Raw genomic sequence first — 13,454 nt, forward strand, 5'->3', positions numbered from 1 at the left:
CTGGCGTTTTCGGGCCGCTCGTCCGTATCCCCTGCGGGGAGCGCACGCCACGCGCGCCCGGCGACGACGTCGACGGACCGGAGCGCGGTCCGCGGAGAGGGGGACCGGTGGAGGCGGACGAGCTGCTGACGCTCGTGGCGGACGGCGACCAGAAGGCCTTCGAGGAGCTGTACGGACTGGTGTCGGGCCCGGTGTTCGGCCTCGTACGGCGGGTGGTGCGCGACCCCGCCCAGTCGGAGGAGGTCACGCAGGAGGTGCTGCTCGAACTGTGGCGGTCAGCCGCCCGGTTCGACCCGCGCCGGGGAAGCGCACTGTCGTGGATCCTCACCGTCGCCCACCGCCGCGCCGTAGACCGGGTGCGCAGCGCCCGCGCGGCCGGCGAACGCGACCTGCGCGAGGCCCGCCGCGCCCACCACCCCGCCTACGACCAGGTCGCGGAAGAGGTCGAGGCCGGGCTCGAACGCGAGTCGGTGCGCCGCTGCCTGGACCGGCTGACCGCCCTGCAGCGCCAGTCGGTCACCCTCGCCTACTACGACGGCTACACCTACCGCGAGGTGGCCGAGCGCCTCCGCCTCCCGCTGGGCACGGTGAAGACGAGAATGAGAGACGGGCTCGGCCGCCTGCGCGACTGTCTGGACGGTGCCGCATGAGCCCCGTCCGCCGACTGCCGGGCCGCCGCCGCGGCGCCCTCCACTCGCTCGCCGCCCCCTACGCCCTGGACGCCCTGGACGGCGCCGAACGGGTCCGCTTCGAACGGCACCTGGAGGGCTGCGAGCGGTGCGCCGCCGAGGTGCGGGCGCTGACCGAGGACGCCGTCCGGCTGGCCCGGTCCACGGCCGCACCCGCGCCGCCCGCCCTGCGCGCACGGGTCCTGGCCGCCGTACGCACCGCCGCGCAGGAGCCCGCGCCCTCGACCGGGCCCGTCCTGCGGCTGCCCGCCCACGTGTGGGGCGGCCGGCCGCCGGCCGAGCGCTCCCGAGGCTCCCGGACGCGCCCGCTGCTCGTGCCGTTCGCCACGGCGACGGCCGCCGCCGCGCTCGTGGTCGCCTCGCTCTTCGCCGTGCAGGCGGGCCGCACCCAGGACGAGCTGGACTCCGCACGGGAAAGGGCACGTGAGATCGCCCACGTTCTCGCCGCTCCGGACGTCCGCGCCACCAGGGGCGCCGACGAGCGGGGCCGCGGTGTCGCGGTGGTCGCCTCCGCGTCCGAGGGGCGTGCGGTGGTCACCCTGAGCGGGTACGGCGAGCCGCCGGGCGACCGCGTGCGCCAGCTGTGGCTGATGCGCCCCGGCGCCGAGCCGCGCTCCCTCGGGCTCCTCGACGGCGACACGCCCCTGATCGCGTCCGGCCTCGGCCGCTCGGCCACGTCACTCGCGGTGACGGTCGAACCCGCCGGGGGGTCGGCCCGGCCGACGAGTAACCCGGTTGTCCAACTCGCCCTGGAATCTGTTGGATTCGGAGAGTAATCGTCAACCCCCTTACGGGGAAGGTGAATCCTGTGACCGCGATACACGCATGCCGTACCGGGGCGATAGGGTTACCCTGCCCGGGCCGGGTGGACTCGTACGGGTGGGGAGTGACATGGAACAGATAACAGTGCGCAGCAGGGCAAGGGTCCCTGCGATCACCTGCGGCAGCAGCGCGAGCAGTTCGCGCCTCGACCGTCATCTCGCGGTACTCGGAGGGCCCGCCCTCCCGCCGCGGGAGACCGTGGAGGCGACGTCGCTGATGCGTGAGCTGACCGCGCGTGAGCCCGCGCACAAGCCCAGCAACAGGGGCGCCCGGGTGCGCCGCGTCTCGCTGTTCGCGCCGCTGCGCCGACTGCGCCGTTCGCTGTTCGGCGGCAACTGAGGCCCGCGCGCCGGTGGTCACACCTCCCGGCGCGGCGCCGCGGCACTCGTCCGTCATCCCCACGGCACGCAGCGGCGCCCCGGTGTGCTCCCCGAGCGCGGACCGTCCCCGACGGACCCGACACCCCGTGCCCGTCCCGCAGGCGTTCTCACCCTCCCGTGCCGCGTCCGCGTCCCGCCGTCTCCCCACCGGCGGTGACGCACCCCGGCTCGTTCAGCGGCCTCCGTGTGCGTACCGGCGCACGGCGAGCGGGACGAACACCGCGAGCAGTACCGCACACCAGGCCAGCGATCCGGCCACGGGATGTGACACCGGCCAGGCGGCCCCCTCCGGTACGGATGCGTTGCCGAAGAGGTCCCGCAGCGCCGTGGTCACCGCGCTGATCGGGTTCCACTCCGCGACCGTGCGCAGCCAGCCCGGCAGCCCGTCCGTCGGGATGTAGGCGTTGGACAGCAGCGGAAGGATGAAGGTCGCGCCGCCCAGTTGACCGGCGGCCTCCTCGTTGCGGGTGAGCAGCCCCAGGAAGATCCCGATCCACGTCGTGGCGAACCGGAACAGCAGCAGCAGCCCCACCGCGCCCACCGCGCCGAGCGCTCCGCCCTCCACCCGCCAGCCCACCGCGAGCCCGACGAGCAGCAGCGGCACCGTCCCGGCGGCCGTGACGAGCACGTCGGCGACCGACTGCCCGAGCGGCACGGCGGCCCGGCTCACCGGCAGGGTGCGCAGACGGTCCGTCACGCCCCGGTGGGTGTCCTGGGCGGCCTGGAACATCCCGGTCATGATGCCGTTCGCGGCCGTGGCGACCAGCAGGCCCGGCACCAGGAACGCCCGGTACTCCTCGCCCGGCATGGCCAGCGCGCTGCCGAAGACGTAGCCGAAGAAGAGCAGCATCGTGATCGGCATGGTCTGGGTGAGGATCAGCAGCCCCGGGTTGTTCCGGACCCGCCGCAACTGACGGCCCAGCATGGCCGCCCCTTCGTAGGCCAGGCCGTACGCCGAGCCGTACGCCGCGCCGTGCACCGATCCGGGCGCCGGGTCGTGCGGCCTCGTCGTCACCGTGCTCATGCCACCAGCTCCTTGCCGTCGTTCTTGCCGTCGTAGTTGCCGTTGCCACTGCTGCCGCCGCCGTCGGTCAGGCGGAGGAAGACGTCGTCGAGGGTCGGCGGCCGCAGGCTCGCGTCCACCAGCGGCACGCCCGCCGCGTCGAGTTCGCGCACCAGGCGGGGGAGCGTCAGCGTCGGATCGGCGCTGACGGCGCCGGCGGTGCGCCGCTCGTGGTCAAGGACCGGCTCGGCACCGGTCAGCCGGTCCAGGACCGCCGCCGCCCCCGCCAGCGCGTCCGCGTCCGCGACGACGGCCTCCGCGTACGCCCCCACCAGCGCCTTGAGTTCGGCCGGTGACCCCGTGTGCGCGACCCGGCCCCGGTCCACCAGCACGATGTCGTCGGCCAGTCGGTCGGCCTCGTCCAGGTACTGCGTGGTCAGCAGCACAGTGGTGCCGTCCGCCTTCAGGGCGCGCACGGCGTCCCAGATCCGGTTGCGGCTGGCCGGGTCGAGACCGGTCGTGGGCTCGTCCAGGAACAGCACGTCGGGCCGGCGCACCAGGCTCGCGGCCAGGTCCAGGCGGCGCCGCATGCCGCCCGACAGGGTGGCGGCGGGCCGGTCGGCGGCCTCGGCCAGGCCGAAGCGGTCCAGCAGCTCGTCGGCGCGCGCCGCCGCGTCCCGCACCCGGTGCAGCCGGGCGAACAGCCGCAGGTTCTGGCGTCCGGTGAGGTCGCCGTCCACCGACGCGTACTGCCCGGTCACCCCGATCCGGCGCCGCACCGCCGACGCCTCGCGCACCAGGTCGTGACCGGCGACCCGGGCCGACCCCGCGTCCGGCCGCAGCAGGGTCGTCAGCAGCCGGACCGCCGTGGTCTTTCCCGCCCCGTTCGGCCCGAGCAGCCCGCAGACGGTGCCCTCGGCCACCGCGAGATCCAGGCCCCGCAGCGCGTGCACGGTGCCGAAGCGCTTCTCCAGACCCTCACTAAGTACAGCGTACGTAGTAGTCATGCGTCGACCATAGCGCACTACGTACGTTGTACGTAACTAGGATGGTGGCCGAGGTGATGCACGATGGCGGGCCGAGCGGCCGTACCCGAAGTGATCTGGTCGCGCCCCGAGCGCACCGGCCGGGGGCCCAGACCGGCGTACTCCCGCGCCGACATCGCCGCCGCCGCGGTGCGGATCGCCGACGCCGAGGGCCTGGACGCGGTCACGATGCGCCGCGTCGCCGGTGAGCTGGGCTGCGGCACCATGTCGCTGTACAACTACGTCCCCCGCAAGGAGGACCTGTACGAGCTGATGATGGACGCGGTCAGCGGCGAGCACGAGCTGTGGGAGCCCAGCGGCGACTGGCGCGCGGACATGATCCGGGTGGCCCATCAGACCCGTGACCTGATGCACCGCCACACCTGGCTGCCCCGGCTGATGTCACCCGTCTACGGCTTCAGCCCCAACGCCCTGCGCTACCTGGAGCACTGTCTGGCCTGCCTCGACTCCTTCGAGGGGCCCTACGGCACCAAGATGGAGCTGGTCGCGATGGTGAACGGCGTGGTGACGACGTACGTCGGCAACGAGATCGCCACCGCCGAGCGCACCCGCTCGCTGCCCTGGTCCGAGGAGCAGGAGAACGCGGCGCGCATCGCCTACCTCGGCCGGCAGGTCGCGAGCGGCGCCTATCCGCGCCTGGCGGCGTCCTTCGCGGAGGACGCGGGGCCGATCGACCTGGAGGGCGTCTTCGAGCGGGCGCTGACGCGGGTGCTGGACGGCTTCGCCTGAGCCGGGGGCCCGGCTCCGCCGGGCGTCACAGCAGCGCCAGTTGCCCCTCCGGCCCCTCCTCCCGTTCGTCCAGGACCGAGGCCGGCCGACGGGCCGCCGCCGGCACCGGCAGTACGCCCGCCTCGCGCAGCTCGGTGGCGGTGATGCCGTCCGTGACCGTCAACCCCCGGCACATGTCCCGCACTTCGGCCAGCAGTGCGAGCACCGTGATCAGCTCCAGCAGCTCGGACGTCCAGGTCTGCGGCCAGCCGGCCGGACGGATCGCGGTCAGCGTGCCCGGCTCGCCCTCCGCCGTGCGGGCCGCGAACCACTGCTCGAGCACCCCTGCCCCGCCCACCTCGAAGTCCCAGGCGCCGGGCGGCACGGGGGAGATGCGGCCCTCGTCCAGGAAGAGGGCCTCCTCGTCCCGGTCGTAGCGCAGGGTCAGCGGGCGCGGCGGCAGCGGGGCGCGGACGTACGGACGGCGGCCGCCGGGCAGCTTGGGGCGCTCTCCGTCGCGGCGCATCAGCCACAGGGCGCGTCGGCCCAGCTCGACGCCGTGCTGCCACAGCTCCGGGTCCGTGGTGAGCGGGACCGGCGAACCGGGCCGCACGGCCGCCACCGACCAGGCGAGCACGTCCAGCGGGCCGGGGCGCAGGCCGAGGCGGGCGGACAGGTGGTCCAGGAGGCCGGGTGCGAGGTTGGGCTCCGCGCCGCCGGGGCGGCGGTACAGCGGCCGGATCCGGGCCGGTCCGAACAGCGGCGGCAGCGAGGTCGCGAGGAGCAGCGGCGGTCCGGCGGCGTCGGGGATCTCCACGGCGAACACCTGCCGTTCGTCCGCCACGCGCCACAACTCCGGACGGGCCGCGTCGATCAGCCGGTGGTCGGGAATCAGCCACTGCTCGTCGAACGGCGCCCGCAGCACCCGGACCGGCTCGGGACAGGGCCCCGAGGCGCGCGCCAGGCGCTCGGTGCCACCGGGGCCGCCCGGCAGCCGCCCCACCGCCGAGTACGGCGTGCGCGAGCGGGTCGGCTCGAAGAGGGCCGCGCGGTCGGGTCCCGCGGCCTTCAGCAGGGCGTCCCAACGGGCCTTAAGGGACCCCGGGTCGGGAGCCGCCGGCCACCCTCGGCCGAGCCGCGGCGGTGCGACGGACCACGGCATGAGGTCCGCCAGCGGCGGAGCGTCGTCGTGCGTCACGCCCGGCATCGTACGACGGGGCACCGCGGCTTCACGTGGCGTCCAGGGTGACCGTGAAGGAGAAGCGGTCGCCCCGGTAGTGGATGACCGCCACGTCCAGGACCCGGCCGTCGGTGTCGTAGGTGATGCCCGTGTAGTGCAGGATCGGGCTGAGCAGCGGGACTTCGAGCAGCCGTGCCGTCTCCGGGTCCGCGAGCCGGGCCTCCACGGTGTCCGTGATCCGGCTGATGTCCGTGCCCACCACGTCCCGCAGCACCTTGGTCATCGGCCACCGGGCGAGGTCGTCCAGGTCGATGCGGCCGGCCAGCTCGGGACGGACGTAGTTGCGGGCGTGGTTGGTCGGCTCGCCGGTCTTCTCGTCGCAGCGCAGCCGGTGGTACGTCGCCACCTCCGGCAGCTCCGGGAAGAACTCGGCGAGTTCGGGCGGTACGGCGGCGGTGCTGTGGTCCAGCAGTTCGGCCTTCATGCCGGACTGCTGGGCCACGATCGCGTCCACCGAGCCGAGCAGCCGCACCGGGGCGCCCCGGCGGGCGTGCGGCTCGATGAACGTGCCCCGGCGGCGGTGCCGGGTGATCAGCCCCTCGTCCTCCAGCTCCTTCAGCGCCTGCCGCATGGTCAGCACGCTCACCCCGTAGTGCCCGGCCAGCTGCTCCTCGGTGGGCAGGCGCAGCGGGTCCCGGGGCGAGCGGCCGAGTATCGAGGCGCGCAGCGACTGCGACACCTGGTACCACAGCGGCAGCTTGCGGTTCAGGACGATGGAGTCCGGGGCGAAGGAGGTCACGGGCCATCCGTACCGGTAGGGGAAACCTCAGTGCAAGGGGCGGAAGTGCCGCTCCAGACCCTGCCAGACGTCGTCGTAGCGGGGCTGCAGGTGCTCGGCGCGGGCCGCGTGGGGGGTGAGGGTCACTGGCCACCGGGTCTCGAACATGAACGCCAGCCCGTCGTCGATCCGCTGCGGCTTCAGCTCGGCCGCGCTCGCCCGGTCGAAGGTCTCCCGGTCCGGACCGTGCGCCGACATCATGTTGTGCAGCGAGCCGCCGCCCGGCACGAAGCCCTCCGCCTTCGCGTCGTAGGCGCCCTCGATCAGGCCCATGTACTCGCTCATCACGTTCCGGTGGAAGTACGGCGGCCGGAAGGTGTCCTCGCCCACCAGCCAGCGCGGCGCGAAGACGACGAAGTCCACGCCGGCCAGGCCCGGGGTGTCCGACGGCGAGGTGAGCACCGTGAAGATCGACGGGTCCGGGTGGTCGTACGAGATGGTGCCGATGACGTTGAAACGGCGCAGGTCGTAGACGTACGGCACGTGGTTGCCGTGCCAGGCGACGACGTCGAGCGGGGAGTGGTCGTACTCGGCCGTCCAGAGGTTGCCGCAGAACTTGTTGACCACCTCCACCGGGCCGGGCGCGCTCTCGTCGTCCTCGTACGCCGCGACCGGCGCCCGGAAGTCCCGGGCGTTGGCCAGGCCGTTGGCGCCGATCGGGCCGAGGTCGGGGAGCTGGAACGGGGCGCCGTAGTTCTCGCAGACGTACCCGCGGGCGTTCCCGTCCAGCAGCTCCACGCGGAAGCGGACCCCGCGCGGGATCAGCGCGACGTGGCCCGGCTCGGCGTGCAGCAGCCCGAACTCGGTGCGCAGCAGCAGGCCGCCGTTCTCCGGGACGATCAGCAGCTCGCCGTCGGCGTCGCTGAACACGCGTTCCATGGAGGCCGTCGCGTGGTAGAGGTGCACGGCCATGCCGGTGCGCTGGGCCGCGTCGCCGTTGCCGCCGAGTGTCCACAGTCCCGCGACGAAGTCCGTGGCGGGCCCGGGCACCGGCAGCGGGTTCCACCGCAGGCGGTTCGGGTCCGGCACGGCCTGGTTGAAGGGCGCCGTGCGGATCGTGCCGTTGCCGGAACGGGTGAACGCCGGGTGGGCGGCCGACGGGCGGATCCGGTACAGCCACGACCGCCGGTTGTGCGCCCGCGGCTCCGTGAACGCCGTGCCGCTCAGCTGCTCCGCGTACAGGCCCAGCGGCGCCCGCTGCGGCGAGTTCCGGCCCTCGGGCAGTGCGCCCGCCACGGCCTCCGAGCTGTGCTCGTTGCCGAAACCGGACAGATAGGCCAGCCCCTCCGCGGTCTTCCGCGCGTCCCCGCTCATCGCTCGCTCCCTCGCAACCCGAATCCTCGCGACCCGATTCCTGTGGCACATCGATTCCTATGGCACACCGTAGGATTGCGGTTTCCCGCGCGCAAGAGGGCACAAGAGGACTACCCCGCTCCGCTCCTGCCCGGCCGTCCGTCGTGAGGATGACCGGAACCAGACCCCCGGGGGATCCGGAGTGTCGGACCCGTGTTCTAGTCTCCCGTCATGTCGTGGACGCGGGGAGTGCTCGCCGTGCTCGCGGTCTGTGTCCTGCTGTTGACGGGATCGGCGGGCTGCGACTCCGGTGACGTGGGTGCATCGGAGGCCGGGGATTCGGCCACTCCGGTGGGCAGGCTGCTCGACACCGCCGACGAGGAGGGCCGGCGCTACCGCGAGGTGGACGCCGAGCACGCCCCCGAGGTCGGGATCGAGGTGCAGCCCGAGGCCGACGACAGCTGGGACGTCCGGCTGACCGTCCGCGACTTCCGGTTCTCGCCGGAGGGCACGGAGGCGAAGGCCGTGGCAGGCCGCGGCGTCGCCCGCCTCTTCCTCGACGGCGACCACCTCACCCGCCTGCGCGGCCCGCGCTACCGCCTCGCCGCCGACCTGGTGCCGCGCGGCACGCATCAGCTCACCGTCCGCCTGTACGCCGACGACGACACCGTCTGGGCCGTCGACGGCGAGCCCGTCGAGAGCACGGCGGACATCACGGCCTCGGAGGCGGAGCCGACCGGGGCGACGCAGCCGGAGGACATCGAGGGCCGGACGGTCACCGAACCGGCGACGGACCGGTGAGCGCCGCCCGCGCCCGGAGCGGCTTCCCCCGCCGGTGCGGAGGCCGCGGTTCACCCGACCGGTCCCGCAGGGCATCATGAGGACCGTGTCCCACGCGACCCCGCTCCGCCGCGCCCCCGTGCAGCGGCGCAGCGCCGAACGGCTGACCCGGATACTCGACGCCTGCGCCGACCTCCTCGACGAGGTCGGGTACGACGCCCTCAGCACCCGGGCCGTGGCGCTGCGCGCGGACGTCCCCATCGGCTCGGTCTACCGCTTCTTCGGCAACAAGCGGCAGATGGCCGACGCCCTGGCCCAGCGCAACCTGGAGCGCTACGCGGAGCGCGTGACCGAACGGCTGACGGAGACGGAGGACGGCGGCTGGCGCGGCGCACTGGACGCCGTGCTCGACGAGTACCTGGCGATGAAGCGGACCGCGCCCGGCTTCTCCCTGATCGACTTCGGCAACCAGATCCCCGTAGGCGACCGCCACGCCGTGCCCAACCACCGCGTCGCCGAGCGGCTCACCGAACTGCTCTCCGGCTACCTGGGCCGCCGTCCCGACGACGACCTGCGCCGCGTCTTCCTGGTCGCCGTGGAGACCGCCGACACCCTCGTCCAGCTCGCCTTCCGGGTCGCACCGGACGGGGACGAGAAGATCATCGAGGAGGCCCGGGAGCTGCTGCGGGCGTATCTCGGGCGCGTGCTCGACTGACGGGACGGGGCGCCCGGGGCGTCCGCACGTCCGGCCGACCCCTCCCCAGCATGCCTACCGGTCGGTATGCTCACCCGGGACGAGCGCCACCGCCCCCCTACGGGAGGACCCGTGTCCCGCACCGCCCTGCGTATCTGCCCCTTGTGCGAGGCCACCTGCGGCCTGGCCCTCACCGTCGACGGCACCACGGTCACCGCGGCCCGCGGAGACCGCGACGACGTCTTCAGCCGCGGCTTCATCTGCCCCAAGGGCGCCTCCTTCGGGGCCGTCGACTCCGACCCCGACCGGCTGCGCACGCCCCTGGTCCGCAGGGACGGGGTCCTGCGCGAGGCCACCTGGGAGGAGGCCTTCGACGCGGTCGCCGCCGGCGTCCGGCCGGTCGTCGAGCGGTACGGGCCGCACTCCGTCGGCGTGGTCCTCGGCAACCCGAACGTCCACACCATGGCCGGCGCCCTCTACCCGAACGTCCTGCTCGGCGCTCTCGGGACCCGCAGCCTCTTCACCGCGTCCACGCTCGACCAGATGCCCAAGCACGTCTCCAGCGGGCTGCTCTTCGGCGACGCGAACGCCATCCCCGTGCCCGACCTCGACCGCACCGACCACCTCCTGCTGATCGGCGCCAACCCGCTGGAGTCCAACGGCAGCCTGTGCACCGCCCCCGACTTCCCCGGCCGGCTCAAGGCGCTCAGGGCCCGCGGCGGCACCCTCACGGTCGTCGACCCGCGCCGCACCCGCACCGCCAAGCTCGCCGACCGGCACGTGGCCATCCGCCCCGGCACGGACGCGCTGCTGCTGGCCGCGATGGCCCACGTGCTCTACGAGGAGGACCTGGTCGACCTCGGCGCCCTCGCCCCGCACGTCACGGGCGTCGGCGAAGTCCGCGAAGCCGTACGGGACTTCACCCCCGAGTCCGTCGCCGCCGCCTGCGACGTGGACGCCGACGTGACGCGCGCCCTCGCCCGCGAACTCGCCGCCGCCCCCACCGCCGCGGTGTACGGGCGCATCGGCAGCTGCACCGTCCCGCACGGCACCCTCGCCAGCTGGCTCGTGGACGTCCTCAACATCCTCACCGGGAACCTCGACCGGCCCGGCGGCGCCCTCTTCCCGCAGGCCGCCACCGACCGGACACCGCGCCCCGCCGGGCCCGGCCGCGGCTTCGCGCTCGGCCGCTGGCACTCCCGGGTGAGCGGACACCCCGAGGCCAAGGGCGAACTGCCGCTGTCCGCGCTCGCCGAGGAGATCGACACCGCCACCGGCGCGGGCGAGCCCGTCCGCGCGCTGCTCACGGTCGCCGCCAACCCCGTGCTGTCCGCCCCCGACGGCGACCGGCTCGACAAGGCACTGGGCGCCCTCGACTTCATGGTGAGCGTCGACCCGTACCTCAACGAGACCTCGCGCCACGCCCATGTCGTACTGCCGCCGCCCCCGCCCGCCCAGAGTCCGCACCACGACTTCGCCTTCAACACCCTCGCCGTGCGCAACCAGGTCCGCTACACCCGCCCCGCGGTCCCCCTGGAGCCCGGCAGGATGGCCGAGACGGAGATCCTCGCCCGGCTCACCCTGGCCGTCACCGGGGCGCACGGCACCGATCCCGCGGCCGTCGACGCCATGGTGATCGAGCAGACCCTCGCCAAGGCCGTGCGCGAGCCGCACTCGCCCGTGCACGGCCGCGACCCCGGCGACCTCACCGCCCTGCTCACCGGCGAGAACGGCCCCGAGCGGCGCCTCGATCTGATGCTCCGCCTCGGCCCCTACGGCGACGGCTTCGGCGCCCGGCCGGACGGTCTCACCCTCGCCCGCCTCCTCGCCCACCCCCACGGCATCGACCTCGGCCCGCTGCGCCCACGCCTGCCGCAGCCGCTGAAGACCCGCAGCGGCAAGGTGGAGCTGCTGCCGGAGCCGATCGCCGCCGACCTGCCGCGCCTGGCCCGGGCCCGGGACGAGCGTCCCGCCGGGCTCGTCCTCGTCGGCCGCCGCCACCTGCGCTCCAACAACAGCTGGATGCACAACATCCCGGTCCTCACCGGCGGTTCCAACCGCTGCACCCTGCACCTCCACCCCGAGGACGCCGCACGGCTCGGCGTGCGCGACGGGCAGCCCGTCCGCGTGAAGGGCGCGGGAGGAGCGGTGACCGCGCCCGCCGAGGTCACCGACACCGTGCGCCCCGGCGTGGTCAGCCTCCCGCACGGCTGGGGCCACGACCGGCCCGGCACCCGCCAGACCCACGCCGCCGGCGATCCCGGCGTCAACGTCAACCAGCTCCTCGACGGCGGCACGCTCGACCCGCTCTCGGGCAACGCCGTCCTCAACGGCGTACCCGTCGAGCTGACCCCGCTGACCGGTGCACGGCTGTGACCTGGAGTTTTGCGCTTATTGCTCGCATGTCAACGTCTTGTTAACGCTCCAGCACGCCACCTAACGTCGCTCGCACCGCCTGCCCGGTGGGATGTTCAAGGGCGAACGTTAGGTACTCACTCATGCTGACCATCCTCGGCTTCGCCATGATCGCGACCTTCCTGGTCCTGATCATGATGAAGAAGATGTCGCCGATCGCGGCGCTCGTGCTGATTCCCGCGCTGTTCTGCGTGTTCGTCGGCAAGGGCGCCCATCTGGGCGACTACGTCATCGACGGCGTGTCCAGCCTCGCCCCCACCGCGGCGATGCTCATGTTCGCGATCGTCTACTTCGGTGTGATGATCGACGTCGGGCTCTTCGACCCGATCGTCCGGGCCATCCTGAAGTTCTGCAAGGCCGACCCGATGCGCATCGTCGTCGGCACGGCGCTGCTCGCCGCGATCGTCTCGCTGGACGGCGACGGCTCCACCACCTTCATGATCACGGTCTCGGCGATGTATCCGCTGTACAAGCGGCTCAAGATGAGCCTGGTCGTGATGACCGGCGTCGCCGCGATGGCCAACGGCGTGATGAACACGCTGCCCTGGGGCGGCCCCACCGCCCGCGCCGCCACCGCGCTGAAGGTCGACGCCACCGACATCTTCGTCCCGATGATCCCGGCCCTGGCCGTGGGCCTGGTCGCGGTCGTCGTCCTGGCGTACGTGCTGGGTCTGCGTGAGCGCAGGCGGGTGGGCACGCTGTCGCTGGACGGGCCGCTGGTGCGGGAGCAGGAGCGGGAGCAGGAACACGAGAGCGAGACGGTGCTGGTCGGCGCGGGTGCGGCCGCCGGGGCATCCGGTGCGCGTGCCGGTGCCGGTGCGGCGGGCGGCTCCGGTGCGGCTCGCGGTGCGGCGGGCGGCTCCGGCGCGGCGGCCGACCGGGACGCCGGGGCCGGCGGGTCCGCCGGTGAGTCCGACGCCGAGTCCGGTGACGACTTCAAGGGTCTCGACCCGAACCGGCCCACCCTGCGCCCCAAGCTGTACTGGTTCAACGCGCTGCTCACGGTCGCACTGCTCACCGCCATGATCATGGAGCTGCTGCCGATCCCGGTGCTCTTCCTGATCGGTGCCGCGCTCGCGCTCACGGTCAACTTCCCGCACATCCCCGACCAGAAGGCCCGCATCGCGGCCCACGCCGACAACGTCCTCAACGTCTCCGGCATGGTCTTCGCCGCCGCCGTCTTCACCGGCGTCCTCACCGGCACCGGCATGGTCGACCACATGGCCAACTGGCTCGTGGACACCATTCCCGACGGCATGGGCCCGCAGATGGGCCTGGTCACCGGCCTGCTGAGCCTGCCGCTCACCTACTTCATGTCGAACGACGGCTTCTACTTCGGCGTCCTGCCGGTGCTCGCCGAGGCCGGCCAGGCGCACGGCGTGTCGTCGCTGGAGATCGCCCGCGCCTCGATCGTCGGCCAGCCGCTGCACATGTCCAGCCCGCTCGTGCCGGCCGTGTACGTCCTGGTCGGCATGGCCAAGGTCGAGTTCGGCGACCACACCCGGTTCGTGGTCAAGTGGGCCGTCCTGACGAGCCTGGTGATTCTCGCGGCGGGCATTCTGTTCGGCATCATCTGACCGTCGGATCATCAGGAAGGGACACGATC

The 13,454-nt window shown here is 73.5% G+C and carries 13 protein-coding genes; 8 read left to right on the forward strand and 5 right to left on the reverse strand.

Translation table 11 applies throughout. The features are described 5' to 3' along the window. Nucleotides 1-107: 107 nt before the first annotated feature. The 3 genes from D1J63_RS29130 (at nucleotide 108) to D1J63_RS29140 (ending at nucleotide 1,850) form a co-directional block, all read left to right on the forward strand. Nucleotides 108-650, forward strand: a complete 543-nt coding sequence (locus tag D1J63_RS29130; RefSeq protein WP_125632949.1) for a sigma-70 family RNA polymerase sigma factor — start codon at nucleotides 108-110, stop codon at nucleotides 648-650. Next, entirely contained in the window at nucleotides 647-1,465 is an 819-nt protein-coding gene (locus tag D1J63_RS29135) for an anti-sigma factor (RefSeq protein WP_125632951.1), read from the forward strand. Before D1J63_RS29130 ends, D1J63_RS29135 begins: the two co-directional genes overlap by 4 nt. 115 nt (nucleotides 1,466-1,580) lie before the next feature. Continuing rightward, nucleotides 1,581-1,850 (forward strand): hypothetical protein, encoded by a 270-nt coding sequence (locus D1J63_RS29140; RefSeq protein WP_061445569.1) that lies wholly within the window; start codon nucleotides 1,581-1,583, stop codon nucleotides 1,848-1,850. 213 nt (nucleotides 1,851-2,063) lie between these two features. Here the strand turns inward: D1J63_RS29140 and D1J63_RS29145 are convergent, their stop codons facing one another. Further along, complete coding sequence (locus D1J63_RS29145) at nucleotides 2,064-2,816, reverse strand: ABC transporter permease (protein WP_241235708.1); 753 nt, start codon at nucleotides 2,814-2,816, stop codon at nucleotides 2,064-2,066. A 95-nt stretch (nucleotides 2,817-2,911) separates the two neighbouring features. Continuing rightward, on the reverse strand, nucleotides 2,912-3,901 hold the full coding sequence (locus D1J63_RS29150; protein ID WP_125632953.1) for an ATP-binding cassette domain-containing protein: 990 nt from the start codon (nucleotides 3,899-3,901) through the stop codon (nucleotides 2,912-2,914). A 63-nt stretch (nucleotides 3,902-3,964) separates the two neighbouring features. Here D1J63_RS29150 and D1J63_RS29155 point away from each other — a divergent pair, with 63 nt between their 5' ends. Then, nucleotides 3,965-4,669: a TetR/AcrR family transcriptional regulator gene (locus D1J63_RS29155; protein ID WP_125632955.1), complete on the forward strand. Its 705-nt coding sequence runs from the start codon at nucleotides 3,965-3,967 to the stop codon at nucleotides 4,667-4,669. A 25-nt stretch (nucleotides 4,670-4,694) separates the two neighbouring features. Here D1J63_RS29155 and D1J63_RS29160 read toward each other — a convergent pair whose 3' ends face one another. The 3 genes from D1J63_RS29160 to hmgA are packed head-to-tail and all read right to left on the reverse strand — an operon-like array spanning nucleotide 4,695 to nucleotide 7,980. Continuing rightward, nucleotides 4,695-5,855: a type ISP restriction/modification enzyme gene (locus tag D1J63_RS29160; protein WP_164713244.1), complete on the reverse strand. Its 1,161-nt coding sequence runs from the start codon at nucleotides 5,853-5,855 to the stop codon at nucleotides 4,695-4,697. A gap of 22 nt (nucleotides 5,856-5,877) precedes the next feature. Next, nucleotides 5,878-6,627, reverse strand: a complete 750-nt coding sequence (locus tag D1J63_RS29165) for a GntR family transcriptional regulator (protein WP_125632959.1) — start codon at nucleotides 6,625-6,627, stop codon at nucleotides 5,878-5,880. A 27-nt stretch (nucleotides 6,628-6,654) separates the two neighbouring features. Next, nucleotides 6,655-7,980, reverse strand: a complete 1,326-nt coding sequence (hmgA, locus tag D1J63_RS29170) for a homogentisate 1,2-dioxygenase (protein WP_125632961.1) — start codon at nucleotides 7,978-7,980, stop codon at nucleotides 6,655-6,657. Nucleotides 7,981-8,190: 210 nt separating this feature from the next. Between hmgA and D1J63_RS29175 the strand changes: the two genes are divergently transcribed. The 4 genes from D1J63_RS29175 (at nucleotide 8,191) to D1J63_RS29190 (ending at nucleotide 13,425) form a co-directional block, all read left to right on the forward strand. Next, nucleotides 8,191-8,760: a hypothetical protein gene (locus D1J63_RS29175; RefSeq protein WP_125632963.1), complete on the forward strand. Its 570-nt coding sequence runs from the start codon at nucleotides 8,191-8,193 to the stop codon at nucleotides 8,758-8,760. 76 nt (nucleotides 8,761-8,836) lie between these two features. Beyond that, nucleotides 8,837-9,454 carry a TetR/AcrR family transcriptional regulator gene (locus D1J63_RS29180; RefSeq protein WP_102927390.1) on the forward strand — a complete coding sequence of 206 codons (618 nt, stop codon included), beginning with the start codon at nucleotides 8,837-8,839 and terminating at the stop codon, nucleotides 9,452-9,454. Nucleotides 9,455-9,565: 111 nt separating this feature from the next. Continuing rightward, on the forward strand, nucleotides 9,566-11,809 hold the full coding sequence (locus tag D1J63_RS29185) for a molybdopterin oxidoreductase family protein (RefSeq protein WP_125632965.1): 2,244 nt from the start codon (nucleotides 9,566-9,568) through the stop codon (nucleotides 11,807-11,809). A gap of 122 nt (nucleotides 11,810-11,931) precedes the next feature. Continuing rightward, on the forward strand, nucleotides 11,932-13,425 hold the full coding sequence (locus D1J63_RS29190; RefSeq protein WP_125632967.1) for a citrate:proton symporter: 1,494 nt from the start codon (nucleotides 11,932-11,934) through the stop codon (nucleotides 13,423-13,425). Nucleotides 13,426-13,454: the final 29 nt, after the last annotated feature.

The organism is Streptomyces sp. KPB2, assembly GCF_003950055.1.
In the GTDB taxonomy this organism is placed as follows: domain Bacteria; phylum Actinomycetota; class Actinomycetes; order Streptomycetales; family Streptomycetaceae; genus Streptomyces; species Streptomyces salinarius.

What these genes read in the sequence shown, in the direction of transcription:
- D1J63_RS29135 (WP_125632951.1), top strand. Translation starts at nt 647, where the DNA reads ATGAGCCCCGTCCGCCGACTGCCGGGCCGCCGCCGCGGCGCCCTCCAC.
- D1J63_RS29140 (WP_061445569.1), top strand. Translation starts at nt 1,581, where the DNA reads ATGGAACAGATAACAGTGCGCAGCAGGGCAAGGGTCCCTGCGATCACC.
- D1J63_RS29145 (WP_241235708.1), bottom strand. Translation starts at nt 2,816, where the DNA reads ATGCTGGGCCGTCAGTTGCGGCGGGTCCGGAACAACCCGGGGCTGCTG.
- D1J63_RS29150 (WP_125632953.1), bottom strand. Translation starts at nt 3,901, where the DNA reads ATGACTACTACGTACGCTGTACTTAGTGAGGGTCTGGAGAAGCGCTTC.
- D1J63_RS29155 (WP_125632955.1), top strand. Translation starts at nt 3,965, where the DNA reads ATGGCGGGCCGAGCGGCCGTACCCGAAGTGATCTGGTCGCGCCCCGAG.
- D1J63_RS29160 (WP_164713244.1), bottom strand. Translation starts at nt 5,855, where the DNA reads ATGCCGGGCGTGACGCACGACGACGCTCCGCCGCTGGCGGACCTCATG.
- hmgA (WP_125632961.1), bottom strand. Translation starts at nt 7,980, where the DNA reads ATGAGCGGGGACGCGCGGAAGACCGCGGAGGGGCTGGCCTATCTGTCC.
- D1J63_RS29175 (WP_125632963.1), top strand. Translation starts at nt 8,191, where the DNA reads ATGTCGTGGACGCGGGGAGTGCTCGCCGTGCTCGCGGTCTGTGTCCTG.
- D1J63_RS29180 (WP_102927390.1), top strand. Translation starts at nt 8,837, where the DNA reads ATGAGGACCGTGTCCCACGCGACCCCGCTCCGCCGCGCCCCCGTGCAG.
- D1J63_RS29190 (WP_125632967.1), top strand. Translation starts at nt 11,932, where the DNA reads ATGCTGACCATCCTCGGCTTCGCCATGATCGCGACCTTCCTGGTCCTG.